The 21,305-nt window shown below is 27.8% G+C and carries 18 protein-coding genes, 2 pseudogenes and 1 riboswitch; of the genes and pseudogenes, 5 read left to right on the top strand and 15 right to left on the bottom strand.

Annotated features, from left to right (window positions below):
* Nucleotides 1-2: 2 nt before the first annotated feature.
* From NSA23_RS14090 to NSA23_RS14075, 4 genes are all read right to left on the bottom strand, one after another.
* Entirely contained in the window at nt 3-434 is a 432-nt protein-coding gene (locus NSA23_RS14090) for an aspartate carbamoyltransferase regulatory subunit (protein WP_257490650.1), read from the bottom strand.
* The gene (gene pyrB / locus NSA23_RS14085) at nt 434-1,357 is read right to left on the bottom strand and encodes an aspartate carbamoyltransferase (RefSeq protein WP_042683228.1); all 924 of its coding nucleotides are present in this window, start codon (nt 1,355-1,357) and stop codon (nt 434-436) included. Before pyrB ends, NSA23_RS14090 begins: the two co-directional genes overlap by 1 nt.
* A 235-nt stretch (nt 1,358-1,592) precedes the next feature.
* Nucleotides 1,593-1,856, bottom strand: a complete 264-nt coding sequence (locus NSA23_RS14080) for a spore coat protein (RefSeq protein ID WP_042683227.1) — start codon at nt 1,854-1,856, stop codon at nt 1,593-1,595.
* A gap of 16 nt (nt 1,857-1,872) precedes the next feature.
* Nucleotides 1,873-2,112, bottom strand: coding sequence for a hypothetical protein (locus NSA23_RS14075; RefSeq protein WP_257490649.1), 240 nt, complete (start codon nt 2,110-2,112; stop codon nt 1,873-1,875).
* A gap of 102 nt (nt 2,113-2,214) precedes the next feature.
* Here NSA23_RS14075 and NSA23_RS14070 point away from each other — a divergent pair, with 102 nt between their 5' ends.
* From NSA23_RS14070 to NSA23_RS14055, 4 genes and pseudogenes are all read left to right on the top strand, one after another.
* Nucleotides 2,215-2,487: a YkuS family protein gene (locus NSA23_RS14070; RefSeq protein ID WP_042683225.1), complete on the top strand. Its 273-nt coding sequence runs from the start codon at nt 2,215-2,217 to the stop codon at nt 2,485-2,487.
* A gap of 97 nt (nt 2,488-2,584) precedes the next feature.
* Nucleotides 2,585-2,683: riboswitch (SAM riboswitch) on the top strand.
* Nucleotides 2,684-2,801: 118 nt separating this feature from the next.
* A complete protein-coding gene (locus tag NSA23_RS14065; RefSeq protein WP_042683224.1) occupies nt 2,802-3,806 on the top strand; it encodes a methionine ABC transporter ATP-binding protein in 1,005 nt (334 codons plus the stop codon).
* Nucleotides 3,807-4,372, top strand: a pseudogene (locus NSA23_RS14060) (methionine ABC transporter permease). It abuts the gene before it with no gap.
* A 13-nt stretch (nt 4,373-4,385) separates the two neighbouring features.
* The gene (locus NSA23_RS14055) at nt 4,386-5,186 is read left to right on the top strand and encodes a MetQ/NlpA family ABC transporter substrate-binding protein (protein ID WP_257490648.1); all 801 of its coding nucleotides are present in this window, start codon (nt 4,386-4,388) and stop codon (nt 5,184-5,186) included.
* 26 nt (nt 5,187-5,212) lie between these two features.
* Here the strand turns inward: NSA23_RS14055 and NSA23_RS14050 are convergent, their stop codons facing one another.
* Nucleotides 5,213-5,809: an HD domain-containing protein gene (locus tag NSA23_RS14050; RefSeq protein WP_042683221.1), complete on the bottom strand. Its 597-nt coding sequence runs from the start codon at nt 5,807-5,809 to the stop codon at nt 5,213-5,215.
* 144 nt (nt 5,810-5,953) lie between these two features.
* Here NSA23_RS14050 and NSA23_RS14045 point away from each other — a divergent pair, with 144 nt between their 5' ends.
* A complete protein-coding gene (locus NSA23_RS14045) occupies nt 5,954-6,151 on the top strand; it encodes a CDIF630_02480 family spore surface protein (protein ID WP_042683220.1) in 198 nt (65 codons plus the stop codon).
* 25 nt (nt 6,152-6,176) lie between these two features.
* Here NSA23_RS14045 and nifJ read toward each other — a convergent pair whose 3' ends face one another.
* The 10 genes and pseudogenes from nifJ to ppsA form a co-directional block, all read right to left on the bottom strand.
* Nucleotides 6,177-9,707 (bottom strand): pyruvate:ferredoxin (flavodoxin) oxidoreductase, encoded by a 3,531-nt coding sequence (gene nifJ / locus NSA23_RS14040; protein ID WP_042683219.1) that lies wholly within the window; start codon nt 9,705-9,707, stop codon nt 6,177-6,179.
* 161 nt (nt 9,708-9,868) lie between these two features.
* Nucleotides 9,869-10,054, bottom strand: a pseudogene (locus tag NSA23_RS14035) (putative PEP-binding protein); the annotation flags it as partial.
* A 56-nt stretch (nt 10,055-10,110) separates the two neighbouring features.
* Nucleotides 10,111-11,349 carry an ABC transporter permease gene (locus tag NSA23_RS14030; protein ID WP_042683218.1) on the bottom strand — a complete coding sequence of 413 codons (1,239 nt, stop codon included), beginning with the start codon at nt 11,347-11,349 and terminating at the stop codon, nt 10,111-10,113.
* A gap of 21 nt (nt 11,350-11,370) precedes the next feature.
* Nucleotides 11,371-12,573 (bottom strand): ABC transporter permease subunit, encoded by a 1,203-nt coding sequence (locus tag NSA23_RS14025; RefSeq protein ID WP_257490647.1) that lies wholly within the window; start codon nt 12,571-12,573, stop codon nt 11,371-11,373.
* The gene (locus NSA23_RS14020; protein WP_042683216.1) at nt 12,566-13,435 is read right to left on the bottom strand and encodes an ABC transporter ATP-binding protein; all 870 of its coding nucleotides are present in this window, start codon (nt 13,433-13,435) and stop codon (nt 12,566-12,568) included. Before NSA23_RS14020 ends, NSA23_RS14025 begins: the two co-directional genes overlap by 8 nt.
* A gap of 159 nt (nt 13,436-13,594) precedes the next feature.
* Entirely contained in the window at nt 13,595-15,424 is a 1,830-nt protein-coding gene (locus NSA23_RS14015) for an ABC transporter ATP-binding protein (RefSeq protein ID WP_257490646.1), read from the bottom strand.
* Between the two features lies 1 nt (nt 15,425).
* Complete coding sequence (locus NSA23_RS14010) at nt 15,426-16,592, bottom strand: hypothetical protein (RefSeq protein ID WP_257490645.1); 1,167 nt, start codon at nt 16,590-16,592, stop codon at nt 15,426-15,428.
* A 99-nt stretch (nt 16,593-16,691) separates the two neighbouring features.
* A complete protein-coding gene (locus NSA23_RS14005) occupies nt 16,692-16,901 on the bottom strand; it encodes a hypothetical protein (RefSeq protein WP_257490644.1) in 210 nt (69 codons plus the stop codon).
* Between the two features lie 57 nt (nt 16,902-16,958).
* Nucleotides 16,959-18,398 carry a radical SAM/SPASM domain-containing protein gene (locus tag NSA23_RS14000; RefSeq protein WP_257490643.1) on the bottom strand — a complete coding sequence of 480 codons (1,440 nt, stop codon included), beginning with the start codon at nt 18,396-18,398 and terminating at the stop codon, nt 16,959-16,961.
* Nucleotides 18,399-18,815: 417 nt separating this feature from the next.
* Entirely contained in the window at nt 18,816-21,176 is a 2,361-nt protein-coding gene (gene ppsA / locus NSA23_RS13995; protein ID WP_257490642.1) for a phosphoenolpyruvate synthase, read from the bottom strand.
* Nucleotides 21,177-21,305 lie beyond the last annotated feature (129 nt).

Here is a 21,305-nt window from a genome sequence, read left to right as displayed (position 1 = left end):
TTTTATTCCTCCCAAGTATCATAAATATGATCACAATACTCACATCTATATATTCCTTTGTCTTCATCTGTAAGAATAAATATATCCTTTATATTTCTTTCTGTAGAAGTTACACATCTAGGATTTTTACATTTTATTACTCCTTCTATTCTGTCTGGTAGGGAAAGACTAATCTTTTCTTTTATTTTTTCATTTTCAATAATATTTACTGTTATATTAGGAACTATAAAACCTAACATAGTTAAATCTAAATCCATGACATTTTCGATTTTTATCATATCTTTTTTCCCATGCTTTTTACTAGGAGAATTCATAATAAGTGCTACTCTACAATCTGCATTGTTTAATCCTAAATAATTAAATATTTTAAAACCATATCCTACCTTTATATGATCAATCACAATGCCATTTACAATACTATCTATATAAAGCATTACATCACCCCTAAAAGTTTTAATATTAAGGCCATTCTCACGTACATACCAAATTTAACTTGCTTAAAATAACAAGCTCTAGGATCGTTATCTACTTCATAACTAATTTCATTAACTCTTGGCAATGGATGCAATACTGTTAAATCTTTTCTTCCCATATTCATTTTTTTAGAATCTAAAATATAACTATCTTTAAGTCTTATATAATCTGCCTCATTAAAGAAACGTTCTTTTTGAACTCTAGTCATATATAGTATATCTAGACTAGATATAATGTCCTCTAATCGTTCAACTTCCATATATTTTATATTATTTTTATCTAATACTTCAGTTTTTATATAATTGGGTATTTTTAATTCCTGAGGTGAAATCAACACAAATGAATTATTTTCATATTTTGAAAGGGCTTTTATAAGTGAATGGACAGTTCTTCCAAATTTTAAATCTCCACAAAGTCCAATGGTTAAATTTGAAAATTTGCCTTTTGTATTTCTTATAGTTAAAAGATCCGCAAGTGTTTGAGTTGGATGCTGATGTCCTCCATCTCCTGCATTTATAATAGGAATAGGTGAATAAAATGAAGCTAATTTAGGGGCACCTTCTTTTGGATGTCTCATAGCTATAATATCTGCATATGAGCCTATAGTTCTCACTGTATCTGGAATGCTTTCACCTTTTTTTACAGAGCTTGAAGCAGCTTCTGAAAAACCTATTACATTACCTCCAAGTCTTAACATAGCAGATTCAAAACTCAATCTAGTTCTAGTACTAGGCTCGTAGAAAAGGGTTCCCAGTATTTTTCCATGACAAGAATCTATAAAACTATCTTGATTTGATATTATTTCATCTGCTAAAATAAATATTTCTTCTAATTCACTTTTAGTAAAATCTTCTGAACCAATTAAATGTCTACCTTTTAACATTTTATTACCTCCTTTTTTAGTCTCTCAGGACTAATTTAAAAGAAAAGGACCAGAGCATAAAAAAACCTTCCTAAAGGAAGGCATAGATGTAGCGAGGCTATTTTTTATGCTTCCCTTTCTGATCTCACAGTATCAGTTTAAAGGCCCTATTATTTTTATTTACAATATCATAGTTAAAGATATTTGTCAATAGGCTATAGAAATTTAAAAGGACTCCATCTGGAGTCCTTTTACTTTATTCCATTCCTGTAGAACCGCCACTTAGTCCACTTTTAACTTCTTGAATAGATTGCTGATCAGCTGTTGGTGCTGGTTTATAATAACCTTTTTGTTCTGCTATTTGAAATAATTGATATTGGAATTGTTCTGCTTCATTTCTCAATTGTTGTAATGTGCTTCTAAGTTGTTGATTAGCACATTCTGTTATGGCTCTAGAATAATAATCTATACTGGCCTTAGTACCAGATAATATATCATCTACCATTTCTTTTTCTTGCATAATATACCTCCTATTTTTATAATGAATTTATTAAATTTGTAGCAGTAGTTTTAGCGTCTTGACTTGATTGTTTAAACATTTGTTTTATTTGTTGATCTTGACATTGATTAGAATAAAAATCAAATTTTGTAGCCATAGTTTGATGACTACTAGCAATCTCCCTTATACTTTGTAGTTCTTGTTGATTTATATTACCTAGATTTAAGGTATTTTTTAAAGCCATAAAATTCTCCTTTCTATTCTTTTTATTTTTCATCCTTTAATATTTTGCTTCATTCTTATAGATTTATTCATGGCAAAAAAGACTTAAATATTAAAATAGAAAAGTGGCAATAATAATTTTAATGGAGGTGATTTAGTGGAAAAAAAAGTAGTAGTTGAAAACAATTTAACTCCCTATATAGATTTCTTGAAAGACTCTGGATATGATGTTTATACACTTTATAAAAATAAAAATTTAGAAAAAATAAATTCTCCTGAATATAGTGCTATAGTTGTTTCTGGAATTGATGTTTTAAGTACTAGTGGAGCAAATTATGAAAACCCACAAGTTCCAATAATTGAGGCTAAAGGCAAAACTCCTGAAGAAATATATGATCTTTTAGAAAACAAATATAATAATTTAAAGTAAAATAAAATTCATACTCTCTCTTGACAAAACATAATTTTAATAATAGAATGTAATCTAAAGTTGTATCCGAACTTCAATATATAAAAATAATGATAAACTCTTATCTAGAGTGGTGGAGGGACTGGCCCGATGAAACCCGGCAGCCTGCATTTATTTGCAAGGTGCTAATTCCTACGGTGTAACCGAAAGATGAGAGAGGATTTTAACCTCTTTCTTCTTAAAGAGGTTTTTTTATTTTTAAAAAAACCTGTGGAAAGAGGTTTTTCATATATAATATGATTTAATGCGTTAATTGCTTAAAGGAGTGGGTCTCATTGATAAAAGTAGAAAATCTATCTAAAATATATAAAAATAATAATGAAGAAATATATGCTTTAAAGGATATTAATCTTCAAATAAAAAAAGGAGAAATATTTGGAATAATTGGTTTAAGTGGTGCAGGAAAATCTACCTTAATTAGGTGTTTAAATAGGCTTGAAGAACCTAGTAATGGAAAGATTTTTATTGATGGAAGTGAAATAACTAATATTGATAATACAAGCTTAAGAGAAACAAGAAAAGAAATAGGAATGATCTTTCAACATTTTAATCTTTTATCTTCAAAAAATGTTTATAAGAATATTGCTTTCCCTTTAGAGCTAAAAGGATTAAGTAAAGAAGAAATAGATAAAAGAGTTAATACTCTTCTAAAATATGTTGAGCTAGAAGATAAAAAACTTGCTTATCCTTCTCAACTAAGTGGAGGACAAAAACAAAGGGTAGCTATTGCACGATCTTTAGCCAACAATCCTAAAATACTTCTTAGTGATGAAGGAACATCTGCCCTTGATCCCAAAACAACTAAATCTATATTAGATTTATTAGATAAAATTAGAAAAGAATTTGGACTTACTATTGTACTTATAACTCACCAGATGGAAGTTATAAAAGATATCTGCGATAGAGTAGCTATTATAGAAGATGGAAGGATAATTGAACTTAGTACAGTAGAAGAAATTTTTACTAATCCTAAAACTAAAACTGCCACTGAATTTATTTCTAATTTAAAATTAAATACTGAAGAAGAAATAGACTATGAAAGAAAACCTGGGAGCAAAATTTTAAGACTTAGTTTCTTAGGAGAAAATTCTAAAAAACCTATAGTTTCTAAAATGGTGAAATATTTTGATATAGATGTAAATATCCTTTCAGGAAATATAAATGAACTAATGAGTACAAGTATAGGAAATTTAATATTAGAAATATCAGGTAAATCTGAAGAAATTGAAAAGGCTATAGACTGGCTAAAAGATGAAGATATAAAACTGGAGGTGATTTAGATGTTAGAGCTTTTAATTCCATCTTTACTTGAAACATTATACATGGTATTTTTCTCTACTATTTTTTCTCTAACTATAGGTTTTCCATTAGGAATATTATTAGATCTTTTCCATTTATTATTTTAATGATATTAGTATTTCCACTTTCTAAGCTAATAGTAGGGAGTACTATCGGTACTACTGCCACTATAGTACCTCTTTCAATTGCTGCTGCTCCTTTTGTAGCTAGAGTCATTGAAACTGCCTTAAAAGAAGTTGATGGTGGAATAATTGAAGCTAGTTTATCTATGGGAGCTACAGTACCTCAGATAGTTTTTAAAGTACTTATTCCAGAGGCTATGCCTTCTTTAATTATGGGAGTTACTTTAACTATTATTAATCTAATTGGTTATTCAGCTATGGCTGGTGCAATAGGTGGAGGAGGATTAGGAGATCTAGCTATAAGATATGGATTATACAGGTTTGAAACAAATATTATGATAACTTCTGTAATAATTATTATAATTTTAGTACAAGGAATACAGATACTTGGAAATAAATTAGCTATATCTATAGACAAAAAATAAAGGAGGAGTTATTTTGAAAAAGAATATATTATTATTTCTAATTTTAATTCTTAGTTTTTCAATACTTACTGGATGTGGAAAAAGTAATAAAGAAGAAAACACTATAAAAATAGGAGTATCTCCTGTACCACATAAAGAAATTGTGGAAAATATTAAAGATGATTTAAAAAGTGAAGGAATAAATTTGGAGATAATAGAATTTATAGATTATGTGAAACCAAACTTAGCTTTAGCTGACAAAGAAATTGACGCTAATTTCTTCCAACATGAACCTTATATGAATGATTTTAAAAAAGAAAGAAATATTGATATTGCATCTCTAGGAAAAATTCATGTAGAACCTTTAGGATTATATTCATCAAGTTACAAATCTATTGATGAACTTAAAGAAGGTAGTACTATTGCTATACCAAATGATCCTACAAATGGAGGACGAGCTCTTTTACTTCTTGAAAAAAATGGTTTAATTAAATTAAATAAAGATTCTGGCCTTGCAGCTACAGAAAAAGATATAGAAGAAAATCCTAAAAATATTTCATTTAAACCAATGGAAGCTGCTCAATTGCCAAGAGTACTAAAAGATATTGATGGTGCTGTAATAAATGGAAACTATGCTATTGAAGCAGGTCTTACTCCAACAAAGGATGCTCTAATTTTAGAAGATAAGGATTCACCTTATGCAAATATTATTGCTATAAGAGCAGGTGAAGAAAAAGAAGAAAAATTTCAAAAATTAATAAAAACTCTTCAAAGTGAAAAAATCAAAAAATTCATTGAAGAAAAATATAATGGTGCAGTTATTCCTGGATTTTAACATTAAAAAACTTTAGGTGAAATACCCTAAAGTTTTTTAATGTATCCCTTTTCAACAGAATCCTCTATTAAGCTTTCCACAAAATCCCAAAGTTTTTTTGAACTTTTCTTTATAGGTTCACCTCTTTTTAGAACCTGTTCTTTTGAAATATTATACTTTTTCCAAGTTCCTCCACCAGAATAATAATTCATTAAGAAAGGTTGAAACCGATCCATACAATTGGCAAATAAAGATTCTTCTGTTTCCATTTCTTCAAATTCATCCCAAAGCTTTCTTATTTCTTTTTCTTTATCTTTTGGCAACATGCTAAAAAGTTTATCTGCGGCTTCTTTTTCTCTTTTAGTTTTATCCATATTTCCAATTTCATCATAACAGAAAGTATCACCTGCATATATTTCTACAAGATCATGAACTAATAACATTTTCATAACTTTATGTACATTTATATCTTCATCTGCATAATCAGAAAGTATCATAGACATCACTGCTATATGCCAAGAATGTTCGGCATCATTTTCCCTCTTAGACTTATTTATAAGGCTAGTTTCTCTAAATATACTTTTCATTTTATCTAATTCTATTATAAACTTTATCTCTTTTGCCAAATCTCTATCATTATTCATTTTACTTATCTCCTTCCTATGATTTTACTAAATCTTAGCTTTTATATCTTGACCCTAGTATATTTATATTATATAAAATATATTTTTAAATTTATAGTTTATTTTTTCTACATATACAAATAATAAATAATGAGGAGGGATAGAATGACTAAAAATAATGATAAAAATTTAAATATTAATATTAATAAGTTTAAAGAGAAAAAAATGTCTATCCCTATAGAAAATCAAACAACAGCAGCTTATTATGACATTAAGGGATTAAAGCCAGAATCAAGAGTACCAATTCCTACCTTAGAAGGAGTAATGAAAGCAAAAGAATGGGTTGAACAAAACCAGAAGTAGAATAAGAGCAAGGATATCCTTGCTCTTATTCTTTTTCTGAAAGCCCCTTATATATTTCATATCTTTCAGATGCATCCTTTTCAGCCTTTTCATATAACTCTTCTGCTAAATCAGGGAATGTTTTTTCTATTTGAGAATATCTCACTTCACCAAGTATGAAATCTTTAAAAGGTTTTTCTGGCTTTTTAGAATCTAATATAAATGGGTTCTTTCCCTCCATCTCTAATCTTGGATCGTATCTATATAGATGCCAATACCCTGACTCCACAGCCTTTTTTTCCTCTTCAACTGTTTTGCCCATACCTACCTTGATACCATGTGCAACACAAGGAGCATAGCATATTATAAGTGATGGACCTTTATAGCTTTCTGCTTCAGTTATGGCTTTTAGGGTTTGATTCATATTTGCTCCCATCGAAACTTGTGCTACATAAACATATCCATAGGTCATAGCCATTCTTCCTAGATCTTTTTTCTTTGTTACTTTTCCTGAAGAAGCAAACTTAGCTGCTGAAGCTGTTGGAGTAGCTTTAGATGCTTGCCCTCCTGTATTTGAATATACTTCTGTATCAAATACTAAAATATTTACATCTTCACCTGTAGCAATAACATGATCTAATCCTCCGTAACCTATGTCATATGCCCATCCATCTCCTCCAACTATCCATTGAGATTTTTTAACTAGAAAATCTTTTAATTTAAGTATTTCCTTAATAGTCGAATTTTTGTTGTATTCATTCTTGCTAATAATTTCTAATAATTTATTAGATACTTCTTTTGATTTTTCACCATCATCCATATAGTTTAACCATTCTTTAAATATATTTGTACATTCATTACTAATATTTTCTTCTATTCCAATTTCTATTAGATTAGCAAGTTTATCTCTTATCTGCTTTACAGCTAAATACATACCTAATCCAAACTCTGCATTATCTTCAAATAATGAATTTGCCCAACTTGGTCCTTTTCCTTCTCTATTTGTTGTATAGGGTATAGACGGTGCACTAGCTCCCCAGATGGATGAACAACCTGTAGCATTGGCTATCATCATTCTATCCCCAAAAAGTTGAGTTGCTAGTTTCAAATAAGCAGTTTCTCCACATCCTGCACATGCTCCATTAAATTCAAGAAGAGGCTTAGAAAATTGGCTTCCTTTTAACATAGTTTTACTCATTAAATTATCTTTATATTTTATATTATTAGCAGCATATTCCCAATTATCCACCTGTCTTTCAATTTCTTTTTCTGCTTTAACCATTACTAAAGCTTTTCCTGGTGCTGGACAAATATCTGCACAGTTTCCACATCCAGTACAATCAAGAGGACTCACTTGTATCCTGTATTCCAAACCTTCTAATCCTTTCCCAACAGCTTTTTTAGTTTCAAAGGTATTTGGCTTATTTTTTATCTCTTCTTCATCTAATAGGAAAGGTCTTATTACTGAATGAGGACAGATAAATGAGCATTGATTACATTGAATACATTTTTCTGTCTGCCATTGAGGAATAAGTACTGCTATACCTCTTTTTTCATATGCAGCAGTTCCCATAGGAAATGTTCCATCTTCCATATACCTAAATGAGCTAACTGGTAAATTATCTCCCTCTAATTTGGCCATAGGCCTTTGAATTCTCTTTACAAAATCTGGTTCGTCTTTTACTTCTTCTGTTTCTTTCACTATATCTATATTAGCCCAACTTTCTGGTATACTTACTTTTACAATACTATTAATTCCCTCATCTACTGCCTTATTATTCATTTCTACTACTTTTTCTCCCTTTTTTCCGTAGGTTTTTTCTATAAATTGTTTTAAATACTTTACTGCATCTTCTACTGGAATTATATTTGCTAATTTAAAAAAGGCAGATTGCATTATCATATTAATCCTTGTACCTAACCCAATTTCTTGAGCAATATTTTCTGCATCTATTATATAAAAATTTATATTGTGATCTTTTAAATATTTTTTAACATAATTAGGGAGTTTTTCTCCTAATTCATATTCTTCCCAAGGACAATTTAAAACAAAGATTCCTCCATCTTTCAGACCTTTTAATATATCGTAATGATATATATAGGATTTGTTGTGGCAAGAAATAAAATCTGCTTCATGGACTGAATAAGTAGACTTTATAGGTGTTTTCCCAAATCTTAAATGGGATATGGTTGTTCCTCCTGATTTTTTGCTATCATATGAAAAATATCCTTGAGCATATAACGGTGTATTATCTCCTATTATTTTTATTGCCATCTTATTTGCCCCTACAGTGCCATCTGATCCTAATCCCCAAAACTTACATTTGATAGTTTCCTTTGGTGATGTATCAATAAAATCTTCCACTTCTAATGATGTATGAGATACATCATCATCTATACATATAGTAAATCTATCTTTTGGCGTATCTTTTTTTAGATTTTCATATACAGCTATAATATCAGCTGGCACAGTATCTTTTGAGCCTAGTCCATATCTACCTCCTACTACTATAGGTTTTATATCCGAATTATAAAAAGCAGATCTTATATCTAAATATAAAGGTTCTCCTAAAGCTCCTGGCTCTTTTGTTCTATCTAAAACCGCTATGCTTTTTACTGTCTTTGGCAAAACATTATGGAAATGTTTTACTGAAAAAGGTCTATATAATCTAACCTTTACAAGTCCTACTTTTTCTCCTTTATCTATTAAATAGTCTATAGTTTCCTCTATAGTTTCACAAACAGAACCCATAGCTACTATGATTCTTTCTGCTTCTTCATGACCGTAATAATTGAAAAGCTTATAGTCCCTTCCTGTAATATTATTTATCTCATTCATATAATTTTCTACTATTTCTGGCAATTTTTCATAGTAAGGATTAGAAATTTCTCTACCTTGAAAATATATATCTGGATTTTGTGCAGTACCTCTGACTACAGGTCTTTCTGGATTTAAAGATCTATTTTTAAACTCCTCGATCGCTTCATAATCTATTAAATTCTTTAATTCATCATATTCTATAACTTCAATCTTCTGTATTTCATGACTAGTCCTAAACCCATCAAAAAAATGTAAAAAAGGAACTCTTCCACTTATTGCACTTAAGTGGGCTACTCCTGACAAATCCATAACTTCTTGAACACTACTAGAACATAGTAATGCAAATCCAGTTTGTCTTGTTGCCATTACATCTTGATGATCTCCAAAAATACTTAGAGCATGGGTTGCTATTGCTCTGGCACTTACATGAAACACTCCTGGAAGGAGTTCCCCAGCCATTTTATACATATTAGGAATCATAAGTAATAACCCTTGTGAAGCAGTATAAGTTGTTGTCAAAGCTCCCCCTTGTAGCGAACCATGAACGGCCCCTGCTGCTCCTGCTTCCGATTGCATTTCTACTACTTTAATCCTTTGATTAAATATATTTTTCTTTCCCTTGCTAGACCATAAATCAACTAACTCAGCCATTGGTGAAGAAGGAGTAATTGGATAAATAGCTGCTAATTCCGTAAATGCATAGGAAATATAAGCAGCTGCTTCATTTCCATCCATAGTTTTCATTCTTCTCGTCATATAAATACCTCCATTCCATTTTTCTATACTTATTATTCAACATTTAATGGACAATAATACATTTTAAATGGAAAAAGGTATTATCATAAATTAAAAATAGCTGTCAAAATAGTTTAAACTATTTTAAGACAGCTATTTTTATAAAAGTATATTATTAAATTCTATCTATTTTCTCTTAATTTCTTTAAAATCATTCTTTGCTCTACTCCAGCTACTAACCTTCTTGTATAAGCTACAGTGTCAGGATTTACACTCATACTATCTATCCCTTCTTGAACTAAGAATTCAGCAAATTCTGGGTATTGGGATGGACCTTGACCACATATTGAAATAGTCTTTCCATATTTGGTATTTCATAAATCTAATACTGTATTAGATTTAAATAAAAAGCCAAAAACTATTCTTACAAATATCTAGTCTTCTTTTTTCTACACAATATACCAACGAAAGCTACTAATATTATAATCAAAGCTACAACTGGCTGGAATATAATTTTATCTATCTGTACTCCAAATAAATTATAACTATAATAAGTTTTATACATATTAAAATAATTTATCAAATTCCACGGTAAAAAGTTTAAAAAATAATAATTTAAATAATGAATTTTTTGCAATTCCATAACAACCATCAATATAGTAAATATAATGGTAAAAATAACACCATGTGTTACTTTCTTAGCAAATGTAGTTATAAACATAGTTATAAACGCCATCAAAATACAAGCTATATATCCTATCACAATATTGATAATAAATTGTTGCAAATACGTTATATTATATGGAGAAAACCAATATCCAGCACCACCTTGTATATGCAAATTTCCACCTTGTATACCAAATATGGAAAAAGTAATTATTGAAAAAATTGTTACACCTGTCAGATAAATAATAGTTGTAGCTAATAATCCAGTTAGTATTCTATAAAAAGTTAATTTATTTTTTCCAAATTTAGTTGATAAAATTATTTCATTCATTTTTGTCTGTTTATCTTCAGAAAATAGAGGAGCTATGATTATACCTACGATTATAATTATAATTTTAGTAAAAGGACCTATAATGCTTCCTGCTACTTCATATCCTTCTGCATAACCATATTTAAGAGGCTTTTGCATTTTAGATACATCTTCTAATATTCTAGTTTTTTCTTTCGGAGGTACTTCTAAATTGTTTGATCTACTTTCATCTTCTATTAACTGTTCAATTTTATCCAACCTTATTTTATAAAAATCATTTGTTTGTTGATTCGATATATCCAATATATGCGAAGGATCATATTCAGATATAGGTGAATAATTTGCAACTATTGTCCTAAAAATATATTTATCTTCCTTTAATTCAGAATTAAGAACATCTTTTCTTTCATTTCCATTATCATCGGTAAGTTTTTTGCTTTTATAAACCTTTTTATATTTATCCTTTATATCTCTAACCTTATCTATAGTCAATAAGTCGGTTTTTGTACTCTTTCTATCTTCTTTAATGTTTTCATACACCTGAAGTAAACTTTGCTTATTATTCTCTTTATAATCTGAAAGTATAATATATATTAAAAATAATAATATAAAAATTAAAACTAAAGTAACTATACATATATTTTTCATTCCTAATATTCTTTTTCGCTCTAAATCAATTATCTTCATATGCTTTACACCTTTTATCCTTTATAATTTATAATTCATAACTTCTTTTTTTATACCTTTTATCGTTACAAATATCATAACTACAGATAATATTACAGATATAATTAAATATGAAAACTGGAATGATCCTAACTCATAAAATATATTAGAGCCAAAAACCATTGATGAATCAATTAGATTAACAGGAATAATACCTAGTATTGGGGTTAAAAAAGTGTTTTTAATATTGGTTAGAAAAATATTAGGTATAAAAGTTAATCCAATTGAGAGTAATAAAGATAATTTAGATTTACGTGATTTAACAGAAATATACATAACAAATAAAGCCGTAGTTATTGTAGCTAGCAGTCCAAGTAATATTAACAATAAATACCCCTTTCCTATGGAAGTATTCCACAGTGTTCTAGAATATACCAATTGAATAGAGGCATTACCACCTTTAAAAGTATATATACTTCCAACTACTATATTTATAACTAATAAAGATAGTATATATATTATAATCGATAAAAATATTCCATATTTTAATTTCCCAACAGTTAACTTTTCCCTACCATATTTAGTAGACATAGAAACTTCTTCTAACCCTCTTAAATCATCTTTGCTAAAAATCGAACTAAGTGCAATTGCAATTATAATAAATACCCACATAATTATATCTTTAAATTGTAAAATTAAATAATACAATCCATCATTATATTCATAAATAAAAGGTTTATCTACTTTTTTAGCTTTGTTTTCTAATGTGGTATGTAATTTGCTATTTTTATTTACTCCACTTTCTCTAATTGCAGCTTTACTCCAATTAGAATAAAAATTATTCAATTGATTATCAGATAGGTTAATTAATACTTGGTCAAATGCTGAATTTCCATCATCATATATTCGGAGTATCATTCTATAAATATAATCTTGATAAGGTTCAATATATTTTCCATATTCTTTTGTATCTTCTATCTTCCCCTTTTTATAAACTTTCTTATATTCATTTACACAATTAATTAGTTTTTCAGGTGCAACTTTTCCTTCAATTTTAGATACAGTTGCAATCTTAGCTTCTACAGCAGCTTTTCCACTTAGTGACTTCCCATTACTATCAGTCCAACTAATTCTATTAGTTTCCACATTAATAATCATAAACATAATAAATAAAAAAATCAAACATGTAAAACATAATGTTAATTTTTTAGTTTTTTTCCATTCCCATAAAAATAATTTATCCATTAGTCCTGCCCCCTATGTACATATAGTAATCTTCAAGAGTAGGCTTTACTTTTTTCTTGTCTTCAACTTCTACATTTTTTCCTACACAACGTACCAATATTTTTCCATTTTGTTGTTTAATTCTAACCACTGTATAGTTCTTCTCTATATAAGAAAATTTTTGTTGATCTACTAAAACTTCCCACACAATATTGTTCAATTTGTTTACTAATTTATCTATCTTTTCCACTTCCTTAATTTTTCCTTTTGTTAAAATAATTAAATTTGTAGCTATAGATTCAATATCTGAAACTATATGGGTTGACAAAATGACTAGCTTATCTTTTGACATATCACTTATAATATTTGAAAATCTTATTCTTTCCTTTGGATCAAGTCCTGCTGTTGGCTCATCTAGTATAAGAATTTTAGGATCATTTATTATAGCTTGTGCTATGCCAAGTCTTCTTTTCATACCACCCGAAAATGTCTTCACTTTATTGTTCTCTACATCTAATAAATTTACAAATTCTAAAACTTCTGGTACTTTCCTACTTAATTCTTTCAATGTTAAACCTTTTAGATATCCTATATATTCTAAATAATCCCTTGCTGTGAAACTAGGAAAAACTCCATACTCTTGAGGCATATAACCTATTAGCTCTCTGTACTTATCGCCAAGTTTAAAAATATCTTCATTATTAAATAAGATTTCCCCTGATGTTTGACGATCCACAGTACACAATATTCTCATAAGAGTAGACTTCCCTGCTCCATTTTCACCAAGCAATCCATAAACACCATAACCTAGATTTAAATTTACATCTTTGATTGCGTGTTTATTCTTATACTTTTTATTAACATTTTCTAATTTAAGTTCCATTTATATTCCCTCCTCCAACTATTAAATTAAAATATTTTCAACTAATAAATTTTTTCTAATCACAAATAATATGTTAGAAATTTTTAAACATATCTTCATAGAATAATTCTATATATAGTTATTCAACAAACCAATTTATTAAATAAAACATTATATAGATTATATACTTTGATCACTTACTAATTTTTGCGGATTTAATAACATTTCCTGTTGTATATTATATAGTTTACTGTAAACCCCATTTTCTTCTAATAATTCTTTATGAGTTCCTTTTTCTTTTACTAAACCATCCTCTAAAACTATAATTATATCTGCTAAACTAATGTTTGTAAATCTATGTGTTATCAATATATTTATTCCATTTCCTCTAAATGATTTAATCGTGTTAAATATTTCATATTCAGACTCTGGATCTAAAGAAGATGTTGGTTCATCTAATACTAATATTTCGCATTTTCTAAGAGTCGCCCTTGAAATAGCTATTTTTTGCCATTGCCCTTCAGATAAATCTATATTGTCTTTCCAACCTTTTCTCAGTGTTTCTTCATATTCATTAGGTAATTTATGAATAAATTTATGAGCTCCTGTTAACTTTGCTGATTCTACTATGCTATTAATGTCATTTACCTTACTTATATCTCCTAATCCAATATTTTCTCGTATTGTTAAGGGATACTTTACATAATCTTGAAATACTACACTCATTTTTTTAAATAATGAAATTTTATCATATTCATTAATTTCAATGCCATTTATTAAAATTTTTCCTTCTTGTGGTGCATAAAGTCCTAATATCAACTTTACCAAAGTTGTTTTTCCAGAACCGTTTAAACCTACCAAAGAATATGTAACCCCTTTTTTAAAACAAATATTTATATCTTTTAATACATATTCATTACTTCCAGGATATTTAAAAGATACATTAATTAGTTCTATTCTACTAATTGTATCTTTTTCGCCCAAATAAATTTTTCCTTTATTTTGTTGCTCACGTTTATTTTTAATTTGTTTTATATTATTTAACCCTTGTAAATATAAACAATCTTCATACATTGATGATGCAATTGATAAAATATTACCTAAACTATCTTTTATATTTGTAACTATTTTTATGTTCATCGTAATTTTACCTACACTATTATAATGTAATATACCTTTTATTATAATATAGCCTTTTATAACAAAAGAAATTATAATATCTATACTTTCAATAATAAAACTTTTTACAATTAAAACTCTTTTTATTCTCTTATCTTCTCTTATGTTTTTATTTAAAATATTTAATATGATACTTTTTAAATACCTTAAATTGTTAAATATCTTTATTTCCTTGAAGTTTTCAGTTTCAACAGAAAGACTCCTAATATAAGTAGCAAATCTAACTTTTTCAAATCTTTTATTATAAACTTCATAAAGCTTATTCATATTTTTATAGTTTAACATTATAAGAGGAATTGTTGAAAAAATTAAAATAATAACAATTAATATATTAAAAGACAACAACATTGTAATCATACCCAATAATGTTGTTGAATTTTTTAGTAACTGTATTAATTGATTTAATATATTCATACTCCTTATTGTAGATTCATTATTAGCTTTTTCTAATTCATTATGTATTTTAGTGTTTTCTACATCTTCCATCTCCATACTATTTAACGCTTCAAGTAATTCTATAGAAATATATTTATTTATATAAGATGAATATATCTCATTTACATATTGAGTTATACTTACAATTAGATTTTCAATTAAATATACAGCTAAATACATAACGCCTATTGTAATTAAAGGAGTAATAACCATATTTCTATTTTGTATAATATTGACAATAGTATCTATTAACTGTTTCCCTAAATACGCATTAAAAATTGCAGGAAGTCCAGATAACATTGAAAAAATAAATAATAAAATAAAACTACTCTTTGATGAGTTCCATAAAATTATTAATGTATGTTTAAAAATCTTTAATGCATTTTTTATATCCATATTAATCATATACCTTCATTTCATAATTTAATTTTATAATTTGAAATATAATTATCACAACTTTTTCATAAGTTAACTGTTGTAATATCCTAACTAATCTACTAGTGTTATTAATTATATGGTATTCATGCTCATTAATTGTCAATAAATTACATATATCTTTCAAATATTTTTCATCAAAATCTCTTATTTGATTCTCATATTTATACATATTTAGTATTGTTTTTTTTGTTATATCGAAATTCTTTCTATTAAAAATATGCGAAAATATACATTCATTATTTATTCTTTTGTTATTAACCAAAAATTTTATTGCACTTTTGCTATTTAAATATATCAATAAATATTTTTCATTTTTTCCTAATATAAGTTTTTCATATTCTATTGTAATCAAATCATCTAAATTTTTACTCAATCCTATACATAAATATGTCATTATAAACATTTCAAGTATGGATTCTAAAAAAGTTTGGCTTATCTTACTTTTAATTAATAGAGTAATTTTATTTCCTATAAAATTCATATTCTCAATATTAAAATTAATTCCATCATTAATATTAACTATATCTTCAATATTAACTATATCCTCTTTATAAGTATCTATTTTATCTATTTCAACATCAAAACTATTATAGCCTATATTTTTATCTGATGATACAATAGCTACACTAATACCTGTATAATTATTTTTTATAAAATCAACTATATCTTTTTGATTTATTTTTGATATATTTACAACATTCCCCACTGGAAAACCGGTATAATTTTTTCCCTTAATAGATTTAACTATTTTTTTTACGCTTAATTTTTTCTTATTATAATCTATACATTCTTCTATAACTTCTTTTTTAGCTTTTTCTAATTGTTTATCAAAATTCAATTCATTTGTTTCAATTTTTTCTATCATTTGATTAATCTCATTTAATATTTTTATACCTTCTTCATATGAATATGTCATCCAATTATATAAACAATAATAAAAGCCTGTCCTACCTCTTAAAATAGCTTTATATTCCTTTTCTTCTAAAAAAATTAGTATTACGTGTTCTATCAAATGAGAAATTCCGCTATATTTCAATTTTTCATTGTTCTTACCTTTATCAACTACATAAATAAAATGATAACCCTTTAAATCAGAATCATATATAACCTCAATATTATTCTCCATATTCCCACCTAATTTCAATATAATGTCAGTATACACTTTTTTTATGTAATCAAATAATTAGGATAGTTATATAACTATCCTAATTATTTAGTTTTTCAATTAATAGCATTTACTATAAGCTTTCGTATGATTAGCATTCTTATTTGCACTTGAAGAATTACAGTTACAAGCACAATTAAATGTAACTGGTAATAAAGCCCTAGCTTTTGATGTTGCACTTCCACTATTACAAATACAACAACATTTGTTTGCTGAAATATCATCCGCCTTAGCTATTTTTCTTTCAAATGGATTAACAACTTTAATCATTAAATATTCCTCCCTTTTCTTTTGATATTTATTTTAATTTTGAAAATTAAAATCTTATTAATAGTATGATATTTCATTTATCTTTTTTAAACGTTCTGGTTTTTTATTTAACATACTATGATAAAAACTCAAATCAGATTTTATTGCTTGTCTATAAAGTTCACAATTTAAATGAGCTCTTCCTGATATTTCTTTTTCAGTCATTCTATTTACATAGCATATAGGACACATTTTTACAGCCCAACAATTTTTACAACTATCAATAGATTTTTTAGAATAATCAATAATATAGTTTTTTAACAACTCATCTAATTTAATTCCATAGTCTACATGACCAAGTATAGGAGCTTTCCCTATTCTTTCGCAAGGATAAATATATCCTTCAGTATCTACATATATCCTTCTCGCTCCTGGTATACAACAAGCATTAAATGGTACCCAATTTGATGCTTGTTGTGTTATAAGACGATTATGTATTCTAAATAAATCTTTCCAGACCATTTCCTCATTTATACATATATCATATTTCTTATAAAAAGAGTCTTTATTCCATCTATCTATTACATTAGATACTTGTAATGTTTCATCATAAAACTCTTCAGGTAATGATCCATCTACAGGGTATGTTATCTCTACTGAAAAATCTTTAATTTTATTTTTAAATTTATTAAAATAATTATTTATGTAATTCATTTTTTCAAAAGTAAATGGTGGTGTTAATACACTATTGACTTTTACAGTACTATTTTTCGCATTTTTAAAAGCATTCACTAATATATCAAAATTTTTCATTACTTGCTTGTGAGTCCCTTCTCCATTTTTAAAAACTCTACATCTATCATGAACATCTTCTGGACCATCTATACTACAAAGAATGTGCATATTTCCAACACTTGCAAGATATTTAGCTATTTTTTCATTAAGAAGTGTTAAATTAGTTGTAAAGCCATAGCTTATAACTTTATCTCTTATAGTTTCTTTAGCATATTCTATTGCATACTTCATTTCTTCAAATCTAAGTAGTGGCTCTCCTCCATAAAATGTTATATCAACCTCATCTTTAGAATGCTCTTTTACATAATCTATTGCTTTCCTTATTACATCAGTAGTCATATCATTACAATTAAAATTTCTCATATTCTCATATGAATCATTATAAATACAATATTTACATCTTAAGTTGCATCGTCCAGTAAGCTCTAAAATTAACTGTCCACAATTATTGTTTACTTGATTTTTAACATATTGTAAATACTCAACCGTATATAAATTATTTATATCTACACCCTTTAGTAAATCTTCTTCATATACAAATTCTATAAATTCTCTAAGCTTTTCATTACTTATACCTTCATCTTTCATATATTTTATAAAAGAATCTACATTATCTTCATATGTAAATAGTCTTTTAATAATTTTATTTATATCATAATCTACATTAATAACTTTTCCAGTACCTGTATCATAATAATATAGATAACCATCAGACTCAAACATTGTTCCTAAAGATTCTATATTTTTTTATTTCTAATACATTCTAACCTTTTTAAAATACACTCCAATTTTGAAAATATATCTTTTGTTTCTTTCATGCTATAACCCCTCCCTAGGACTTATCTCAATAAAGTAAACACATCTTTTCGAGCAAATTTTAAGTACCCTCCTACAAAAAATTTAATATTTTCATAATACTTCTTCCTTTAATACCTACTATATCATATTAAAATCCATTGTCAAAATTTGACTGCTTATTAGAGTTTCCCTAAAAACTAAGGACAAAATGAAATGCTATGATAAATAAAGCATTAGTAAGTTTTTTCAAACTTTTTTCCCTTTTTATTTATACAAAAAAGAACTGTCTCAAAATTTTATTTTGAGACAGTCCCCCTTTTTTTAAAACTATTTTATTAAATTCTATCTATTTTCTCTTAATTTCTTTAAAATCATTCTTTGCTCTACTCCAGCTACTAACCTTCTTGTATAAGCTACAGTGTCAGGATTTACACTCATACTATCTATCCCTTCTTGAACTAAGAATTCAGCAAATTCTGGGTATTGGGATGGACCTTGACCACATATTGAGATAGTCTTTCCATATTTATGTGCTGCTTTAATCAATATTGATATAGCCCTTTTCACTGCTTCATTTCTCTCATCAAAATATCCCATATTATTAAGTATACCTGAATCCCTATCTGCTCCCATTACAAGTTGAGTTAAATCATTGCTTCCTATACTAAATCCATCTACGAGCTGTGCAAATTCTTCTGCTTCAAATACTACAGATGGTACTTCTGCCATTATCCATAGTTTAAAGCTATTGTCTTGGACTAATCCTTCTTCTGCCATTATTTCTTTTACCTTTTTAAGCTCCCATGTAGTTCTAACAAAGGGAAGCATTGCCCATACATTTGTCAAGCCATATTCTTCTCTTACTTTTTTCATTGCTCTACACTCAAGTCTAAATCCTTCTTCATATTCCGGTGAAATATATCTTGATACACCTCTCCAACCAATCATTGGATTGTTTTCAATAGGTTCTACCTCATCTCCACCTTTAAGACCTCTAAATTCATTAGTTCTAAAATCACTAAGTCTAACAACTATTGGCTTTGGATATATTTCTTGTGCTACAGCTGTAATTCCCTCTGCCATTTTATCTATTAATAAATCTCCTTGACCTGTTTTTACTAGATACATAGGATGAGCTCCTACCATATTTGTAAATATAAATTCCGTTCTCATAAGTCCAATTCCATCAAAAGGTAAATTTTTATATCTTCCTATGATAGAAGGTTCCCCAAGATTCATATATATCTTAGTAGCAGTTATAGGTGCTAACTCATGTATTAAATCTTCGCTAATAACTGCAGATTCAGAATTAGTTTCACTTTCTTCTTTTTGTTCTTCTTGAAGAACTATCCCTTCATAAACTACTCCTCTAGTTGCATCTACTGTTATTTCCATTTCTTCTTTTAATACTTCACTAGCTGTTTTTGCTCCTACTATACATGGTATTCCAAGCTCTCTTGATACAATAGCTGCATGACAAGTTCTTCCGCCTTCATCAGTTACTACGGCACTAGCCCTTCTCATAGCTGGTACCATATCAGGATTTGTCATAATAGTTACTAGTACATCTCCATCTTCTACTCTAGAAATTTCATCTATACTTTTTATATTCTTCACTTTTCCACTGGCTATACCAGGTGAAGCTGCTAATCCTCTTACTAATGACTTCAATTCTTCTTTCTCAACCATAGATTTTGACTCCCCTCCATTATTTAATGTAGTTATAGGTCTTGATTGCAATATATAAAGCTCTTTAGTCTCCTCATCAAACGCCCATTCAATATCTTGATTAGAGCCATACATATTCTCTATTTTCATTCCATTGTCAGTAAGTTTTAAAATTTCTTTATCAGTTAAACATTGTCCATTAATCTTTTCAAATCCCAAATGTTCTCCTACTCTAACCTCTACTGTTCCCACTTCATCTTTACTTTTTATAATCATTGTAGTCTTTTCAGCAATATGTTTCTCTAATATCTTATTATTATTTTTATCGACTATATATTCATCTGGAGTTACTGATCCTGAAACTACTGCTTCTCCAAGTCCCCAACTTGCATTTATCATCATTTCATCTTTGTTGCTATTTACAGGATTAGCTGTAAACATTACTCCTGATTTTTCACTATTAATCATTTTTTGAACAACTACACTTAATGCAACTTCAAAATGATTAAACCCTTGTTCTTCTCTATAATATATAGCTCTTGCTGTCCAAAGTGAAGCCCAACATTTTCTTGCAAAATTAAGAACTTCTTCCTCTCCACTTATATGTAGATAAGTGTCCTGTTGTCCTGCAAAAGATGCTTCTGGTAAATCTTCTGCTGTTGCTGAACTTCTAATAGCAACATTTGGATTTTCTATTTTCAATTTTTCACTAAATTCTTTATAAGCATTTACTATTTCGTCTTTTATTTCTTTTGGAATTTCAGAATTATTTATGAGTTTTCTAACTTCTGCCGCTCTTTTTTGAAGTTCTGAAGAATCTTCTACATCTAATCCATCTATTTTTTCTTTTATTTTATCCTCCAATTTAGATAGTTTAATAAAATCTGCATAAGCCCCTGCTGTTATACAAAATCCTGGGGGTACGTCTACTCCCCTCTGAGTAAGTTCTCCTAAGTTAGCACCTTTTCCTCCTACTATTGGTATATCATTTTTGTCAATTTCATTAAACCATTTAATGTATTTATATTCTCCCATAAGGGCACCTCCTGAAATAATTATATATATATTATATCATATATCATTAAATATGCTATACTATTTTAGATATTTTTCTATTTTCTTTTAAAAAATAGCCCTAATACATTATATATTAGGGCTTATATA

This window comes from Anaerosalibacter massiliensis (genome assembly GCF_024623155.1).
GTDB classification, from domain to species: domain Bacteria; phylum Bacillota; class Clostridia; order Tissierellales; family Sporanaerobacteraceae; genus Anaerosalibacter; species Anaerosalibacter massiliensis.
The sequence above is the reverse complement of the archived record's forward strand: the minus strand, read 5'-3'. Positions and strand labels throughout refer to the sequence as shown.

Bases quoted from the DNA above. Each gene is read 5' to 3' on its own strand.
- NSA23_RS14090 (WP_257490650.1), bottom strand. From the start codon at position 434: ATGCTTTATATAGATAGTATTGTAAATGGCATTGTGATTGATCATATA.
- pyrB (WP_042683228.1), bottom strand. From the start codon at position 1,357: ATGTTAAAAGGTAGACATTTAATTGGTTCAGAAGATTTTACTAAAAGT.
- NSA23_RS14080 (WP_042683227.1), bottom strand. From the start codon at position 1,856: ATGCAAGAAAAAGAAATGGTAGATGATATATTATCTGGTACTAAGGCC.
- NSA23_RS14075 (WP_257490649.1), bottom strand. From the start codon at position 2,112: ATGAAAAATAAAAAGAATAGAAAGGAGAATTTTATGGCTTTAAAAAAT.
- NSA23_RS14050 (WP_042683221.1), bottom strand. From the start codon at position 5,809: ATGAATAATGATAGAGATTTGGCAAAAGAGATAAAGTTTATAATAGAA.
- NSA23_RS14045 (WP_042683220.1), top strand. From the start codon at position 5,954: ATGACTAAAAATAATGATAAAAATTTAAATATTAATATTAATAAGTTT.
- nifJ (WP_042683219.1), bottom strand. From the start codon at position 9,707: ATGACGAGAAGAATGAAAACTATGGATGGAAATGAAGCAGCTGCTTAT.
- NSA23_RS14030 (WP_042683218.1), bottom strand. From the start codon at position 11,349: ATGAAGATAATTGATTTAGAGCGAAAAAGAATATTAGGAATGAAAAAT.
- NSA23_RS14025 (WP_257490647.1), bottom strand. From the start codon at position 12,573: ATGGATAAATTATTTTTATGGGAATGGAAAAAAACTAAAAAATTAACA.
- NSA23_RS14020 (WP_042683216.1), bottom strand. From the start codon at position 13,435: ATGGAACTTAAATTAGAAAATGTTAATAAAAAGTATAAGAATAAACAC.
- NSA23_RS14015 (WP_257490646.1), bottom strand. From the start codon at position 15,424: ATGGATATAAAAAATGCATTAAAGATTTTTAAACATACATTAATAATT.
- NSA23_RS14010 (WP_257490645.1), bottom strand. From the start codon at position 16,592: ATGGAGAATAATATTGAGGTTATATATGATTCTGATTTAAAGGGTTAT.
- NSA23_RS14005 (WP_257490644.1), bottom strand. From the start codon at position 16,901: ATGATTAAAGTTGTTAATCCATTTGAAAGAAAAATAGCTAAGGCGGAT.
- NSA23_RS14000 (WP_257490643.1), bottom strand. From the start codon at position 18,398: ATGTTTGAGTCTGATGGTTATCTATATTATTATGATACAGGTACTGGA.
- ppsA (WP_257490642.1), bottom strand. From the start codon at position 21,176: ATGGGAGAATATAAATACATTAAATGGTTTAATGAAATTGACAAAAAT.